Annotated in this window: 5 protein-coding genes and 1 pseudogene; 3 read left to right on the top strand and 3 right to left on the bottom strand. The window is 66.8% G+C overall.

The features are described from left to right. Positions 1-397: 397 nt before the first annotated feature. Genes VD972_RS32295 through VD972_RS32305 form a run of 3 tightly spaced genes read left to right on the top strand, consistent with a single transcriptional unit; the run spans position 398 to position 2,656 of the window. Complete coding sequence (locus tag VD972_RS32295; RefSeq protein ID WP_324992640.1) at positions 398-766, top strand: hypothetical protein; 369 nt, start codon at positions 398-400, stop codon at positions 764-766. A gap of 3 nt (positions 767-769) precedes the next feature. Beyond that, on the top strand, positions 770-1,942 hold the full coding sequence (locus tag VD972_RS32300; protein ID WP_324992641.1) for a serine/threonine-protein kinase: 1,173 nt from the start codon (positions 770-772) through the stop codon (positions 1,940-1,942). Between the two features lie 39 nt (positions 1,943-1,981). Further along, positions 1,982-2,656, top strand: coding sequence for an HAD family phosphatase (locus tag VD972_RS32305; RefSeq protein ID WP_324992642.1), 675 nt, complete (start codon positions 1,982-1,984; stop codon positions 2,654-2,656). A gap of 265 nt (positions 2,657-2,921) precedes the next feature. On the opposite strand, the gene VD972_RS32310 is transcribed toward VD972_RS32305, so the two are convergent. The 3 genes and pseudogenes from VD972_RS32310 to VD972_RS32320 all read right to left on the bottom strand — a co-directional run. Next, on the bottom strand, positions 2,922-3,812 hold the full coding sequence (locus tag VD972_RS32310) for a hypothetical protein (RefSeq protein ID WP_324992643.1): 891 nt from the start codon (positions 3,810-3,812) through the stop codon (positions 2,922-2,924). 285 nt (positions 3,813-4,097) lie between these two features. Beyond that, positions 4,098-4,571 carry a helix-turn-helix transcriptional regulator gene (locus VD972_RS32315; RefSeq protein WP_324992644.1) on the bottom strand — a complete coding sequence of 158 codons (474 nt, stop codon included), beginning with the start codon at positions 4,569-4,571 and terminating at the stop codon, positions 4,098-4,100. A 289-nt stretch (positions 4,572-4,860) separates the two neighbouring features. Beyond that, positions 4,861-5,169 (bottom strand): annotated as a pseudogene (locus VD972_RS32320) (protein kinase); the annotation flags it as partial.

A 5,169-nucleotide genomic window follows, 5' to 3' on the forward strand; every position in this document is an offset into this window, starting at 1 on the left:
AGGGGCCGCATGGCTGGCGCGGGGAGAACGCCTCGCACCACCGCTGTCGCCTGCTCCGCGAGAGGCCACCGCATCAGCCGTCCCAAGTGCTGGCCCCGCGCTTCCACCTGTGAGTTCCTTTCCTGTGTCCGCGCCCGCTTCAGCGCCAGCGCAGGACCCAGCCTCCGCCGCTCCTGCCAACGCACCCAAGGAAGGATCCACCGTGAAGCCCAAGCCGCCTGATGCTCTCAAGCCCGCACGCACTGCTCGTGCGCCATCGCCAGCCCCCACCCTGGCTGAGCCCGGCTCCCTGGCCTGGTGCATGGCCGTCCCCCTGGCCGTGGCCCTCACTCACGGATGCGCATCGGCCCCACTCAAGCCTGAGCCCTTCGAGTGTCCGCCCGGGGCACAAGGAGCCATGTTCGACAAGCTGGGCTGGAACACCGCGGACTCATTCTCCCTCACCCTCGACGAGCGAAGCGCCGACATGGGTTATTACTGGTTCACTCCGGGCCCGGTGGTGGGCGTCGTTCCGGATATCGCTACCGGCCAGAAGAAGGCTCCGCCCCGCACCTTGTTTTACGGGAGGATCTACCTCACCGAGAAAACAGAACGCTTTCCCCTGGGTCTGGCGATCGCCGTTTATGACCATGTCGAGATCCTCGGTAAAGGAAGGTTTCCGGTGTGTGTGGTCTCGGTAGACAACCCGGTGCAGGAACTGAAGGACGGCAAGGCCCAGGCGATGGGCAACGTCCACGCATACCCCGTCCGAAGCTGGAGCCCGTAGCCCATGGCCACTGCGAAAGGTCCTCAGAGACCCGAGGGCGTCATCCTCTTCTCGCTCGGTGAGTTCTCGTATGCATTCCTCCGAGAGCTGGACAGGACGAACCACGGCGAGACCGTCATGCTCGTGCAGCGGCGCGCGCGCCTGGGCCCCGAGGGGAACTTCATCGTGCGAGCCCTGCCGCCCGCTCTGCCTGGCCATGACTCCGAGGCGCTCGCCAGGATCCGCGCCCGGCTCGAGGAAGAGGCGCGGCTGGCCGCCTATCTCGATCACCCCAACATTCCGTGCATCCTCGGGCGCGCCGAGATTCAGGGCGTTCTCTACGTCCTGTCGGAGCGAGTCCCCGGCACGACGCTGGACACCTACGTCACCGCCGCGGTGATGAGCGGTGTCTGCCTGTCGGCGGCCTTTGCGCTCTATGTGGGCGCCGAGGTGGCGAGTGCGCTGCACCATGCTCATACGCGCACGGACGAGGACGGCCGCCCGCTCGGCATCATCCACCGGGACGTGAACCCCGCCCGCATCTACCTGAGGCCGGATGGCAGGATCCGGCTCGCGGACTTTGCGCTCGCCCGCTCACTGCTGCCGGGCCGGGTGGCCACCTCGCTCCCGCGCCCTCAGGGGGACGCCTATTACGCCGCGCCCGAGGCGCTGCTCGGCGAGCCGATGGATGCGCGCTCGGACTTGTTCGCGCTCGGCCTGGTGCTGCTGGAGCTGGTCACTGCGAAGGGGATCTACAGCACGCCCACCCTGCGCGCCTCGGACCTGGAGAAGGCGCTCACGCCCGAGCTGCGAGCCCAGGTCGTTGCCGCTCACACGACGGCCACGCTCGCGGAGCTGCCAGCGCAGGTGGACGACTACATCCTGAGGGCTGCGACCTACGGCGCACAAGACGTGGAGGCGCTCACGGAAGAGGTCTTCCCTCCGCTGCGCTCCATCCTGCGCTCTCTGCTCCAGCGGCGTCCGGAGGATCGCTCTCCGTCGGCGGCAGCCTTGGAGGAGGCGCTCCGCGAGGGCCTGGCCGCGTGGGGTGCCTCCTACGGAGCCGCTGAAGCGATTGCCGAGGCCCGCGCAGTGGCGTCCCGGGCACGTCTCCACAGGGACGTAGGGGGCCCCATCGCACAGGACTCGACCTCAGCCCCGGGCGCTTCAACAGGCGGCCGGAATGGGGGATGTTGATAGAAGACCTTGCACGAGCTCAGGCATGGAGGCACTGAGATGCCATTTGAGGCAGTCCTCTTCGATTGCGACGGCGTCCTGGTGGACTCCGAGCCCATCACCAACGGCGTCTTGCGCGACATGCTCGGGGAGCTGGGCTGGAAGCTCAGCCCGCAGGAGTGCATGGCGCTGTTCGTCGGCAAGTCGGTGAGGGACGAGGCGGCCCTCATCGAGGCTCGCACCGGAGTGCCGTTGACGGATGCGTGGCTCACACAGTTCAGGGCGCGGCGCAACGAGGCGCTGGAGCGTGACCTGGTGGCGGTCCGCAACGTCCATGCGGCGGTGGCGTCCATCCATGCGCGGCACCAGGGCCACATCGCCTGCGCTTCGGGCGCGGACCGCTTCAAGGTCGAGCTGCAGCTGCGCAAGGTCGGCCTCATGAATTATTTCGAAGGGCGGATCTTCAGCGGCCTCGAGCTGCCGCGCTCGAAGCCCGCGCCCGACGTGTACCTGGCGGCGGCGAGCGCCTTGTCTGCGGACCCGGCGCGCTGCGCTGTCGTGGAAGACACCCTCACCGGCGTGACGGCTGGCGTGGCGGCCGGCGCCACCGTGTTCGGCTACAGCCCGCCCGAGGCCGGCCATGATGCGCACGAGGCCCTCCGCCGTGCCGGCGCGGTGGACATCTTCACCGACATGGTGCAACTCCCCGCGATGCTCGAGGACTGGCGCGCATGAAGCTCAGGATCTTGGTACATCCACATACCGCGCACACCCCTCCCGCAGGCTTCTGCTGACGACATGGAGACGGGGATGGAGGCGGCGGGAATCGAACCCGCAGCAAGGCGGAAGCAAAACCCCAAGCAGGTCGCGCTGTTACCGGCTAACGCCTTGATCGCACACCGGATTGTTCCCCCGCTCCGTCCCGTCTCGTCCCATTCAATTCCCCGCTGGAGGGTCACACTGGGGGCACATGCGGTCCGCTACCCACTCACTGGTGTGATCAGGACTCGTTCTCAGCCTCGCCAGGAAACGACCGATCGAGAGCTGCGCGAACGTCTTCACCCCACCCGGTCGCCAGCAGATTCAGCCAGTCAGCGATCAGGCCGACACGAAGCATGGTCTTGGACGCGGTTTTGCTCTGACCGAGCTGGACGCCAACCAGCGCGAGGTTCAGCGGAGGTTTGGGGTCCAGCAACCATGCGCTGCCACCGCTCATGCCTGCAGGATCCGGCGTGCTTGTCGGCACCTCTGACTCTGAGCCTAGTCCGAGTGGTTCTAGGAGCACCGCTAATGAGGGAGGCACGAGCGCCGACATCCACGGTTCTTCATAGGTTCCCACATAGATGAGTGGCCGCAGCAACGCCCTGCCGTCCTCGTCCACCTGGGTCAGTTGTTTTGGAGTGCCATAGATGGCAATGCAATCTCCAGGCATGAGGTCCTCCGGATCCACTACGGGCAAGATGTCCGTAAGGGATATGAAGGACGTGTCATCATCTAGTAGACCGCGCTCCCGCGCCCAATCCGGGTGCAGTTCCAGTACTGCCGCGTCTGTCTCTTCGTCACTATGAGCCATCACAATGGCTGGCTGCTCCACACGCAGCGTGCCCCCGTGGCGGTGGTGGATCCAGGCCACCCGCTCTTTTCGAGGATCCTTGAGAACGTGCAGGGCTGTAAGGAGGAATAGGCGGTCCCCGATGCGTAGCAGCGTCCCCGAGCCAGTGAAGAGGGTAGCGGCCCCAGTTGAGTATCCATTTTCACGCGCAAGGCGGGGCCCCTTTCCATCCTCCTGCATCTCGACGAGCGTGACGCCACTGCCCTTAACACGCTCGATCAGCCGCTGGCCAACCTGTTGAACCAGAGCGCGCTTCTCTGAATCTATTGCCAGCGTCATGGCGACCTCCATCCTCGTGATGTTCTCACGACCCAACAGTGCAGGGCCCTGGCACGGGGCTTTTGCTCTGTACTACCAGAGAGCCGCATTGGGGTACTTCCGAATTCACGGGCGGTGCACCTTCTGCGTCGGACAGGTGAAGTTGGGCCTCGTGGAGCCCCGCGCGTCGAGGGTCGCCTGCCGGGCTCGGTGGAGCCCTCGTCGTCGGACAGGCAGCGCGAGCGGCGAGGCTCGCCTGCTGGGACGTGGCGCGCGCGAGGACGGCGGCCCCTCAGCCCCTGCCGGTCAGTGCCCCGGCAGAAGTAAGGCGACCAACCGCGCCAGTGCCTTGATCCTCGGACTGTCCAAGCGAGCGAGGCGGCGCAATAGGCGGCGCTTCTCGGGCGTGTCATTCAGGCCAGGAGGCACCGTGTTTGCCCCGGGGGCGCTCTGCCCCAGCTCCACCTCGGCAAACCCCATCAGTTCATGGGGCCCGCTCCCGAGAATCAGGCACAGGCGTAACAGCGTTGGAACGCTCGGCAGCACGCCCCCCCGCTCCATGCGCCCGTACACCTCGGGAGCGATGCCAATGCCCTCGGCTGCTTCTGCCTGAGTCATGCCCGCTCGCTTGCGTGCCTGCTTCAACGCCGCGCCAAGGGTGGCGGGTAATCGGCGCTGCCGGATCTCGATGTGTCGCGGCAGAGGGGAGGGGTTGCGGTTGCGCTCCGTGGGGCGCCGGGGGCGTGCAGCTGCGGGAGGTTTCGCGGGGGCTCTTGGCATACGGAACCTGCGGGCGTTGTCCTGTCGGACGGGTGAAGGCCCCAAGGGCCAGCGGCGGACGGGCTACGGTCAGGGGGAGACGCGCACAGGGGCCTTGTCTCCCGTCCACCTTGAAGACACGCCGATCCCATCCTCGGCACGGCGCCGGAGCAGGGTCTGCGGGGAGCGTGAGAGATGAGCGCGGCGGGTGGCTAGCTCATGAGGGAGATGCGCCCCAATGGATGCGCCAACAGATGAAAGCTGCGGGAGAGCGCGCCCGCGTCTGACACGCGGCGCCCTTGGGGACAGCCTACGCGCGCCGCGCAGTCTTGCGCCGTGGCACGTCGAGTTCTGCCAGCCTGTCCGCTCCCTCCTCTGCAATCGTCGCCAGTTCGTCCGCCGCTTCCCGTTGGCCGAAGGAAGCCCCGAGCCAGCCCCGCAGCGCGTCCACCGCTTCTCTGGCCGTCTGGAAGCGCTCCGAGCGTGAACGCGACAACAGCTTGCACAGGGGCACCTTCAACGCCTGCGGCACATCATTGGTCAGCGCGTCCAGTTCCTCGGGGGTGTACGTCGCCGCGCGCCAGATCATGCCCTCCACCTCGTCAGGGCACCCCGCTTT

It is taken from the genome of Hyalangium sp. (assembly GCF_035629615.1).
Taxonomy (GTDB): Bacteria; Myxococcota; Myxococcia; order Myxococcales; family Myxococcaceae; genus Hyalangium.

Bases quoted from the DNA above. Each gene is read 5' to 3' on its own strand.
- VD972_RS32305 (WP_324992642.1), top strand. From the start codon at position 1,982: ATGCCATTTGAGGCAGTCCTCTTCGATTGCGACGGCGTCCTGGTGGAC.
- VD972_RS32295 (WP_324992640.1), top strand. From the start codon at position 398: ATGTTCGACAAGCTGGGCTGGAACACCGCGGACTCATTCTCCCTCACC.
- VD972_RS32300 (WP_324992641.1), top strand. From the start codon at position 770: ATGGCCACTGCGAAAGGTCCTCAGAGACCCGAGGGCGTCATCCTCTTC.
- VD972_RS32310 (WP_324992643.1), bottom strand. From the start codon at position 3,812: ATGACGCTGGCAATAGATTCAGAGAAGCGCGCTCTGGTTCAACAGGTT.
- VD972_RS32315 (WP_324992644.1), bottom strand. From the start codon at position 4,571: ATGCCAAGAGCCCCCGCGAAACCTCCCGCAGCTGCACGCCCCCGGCGC.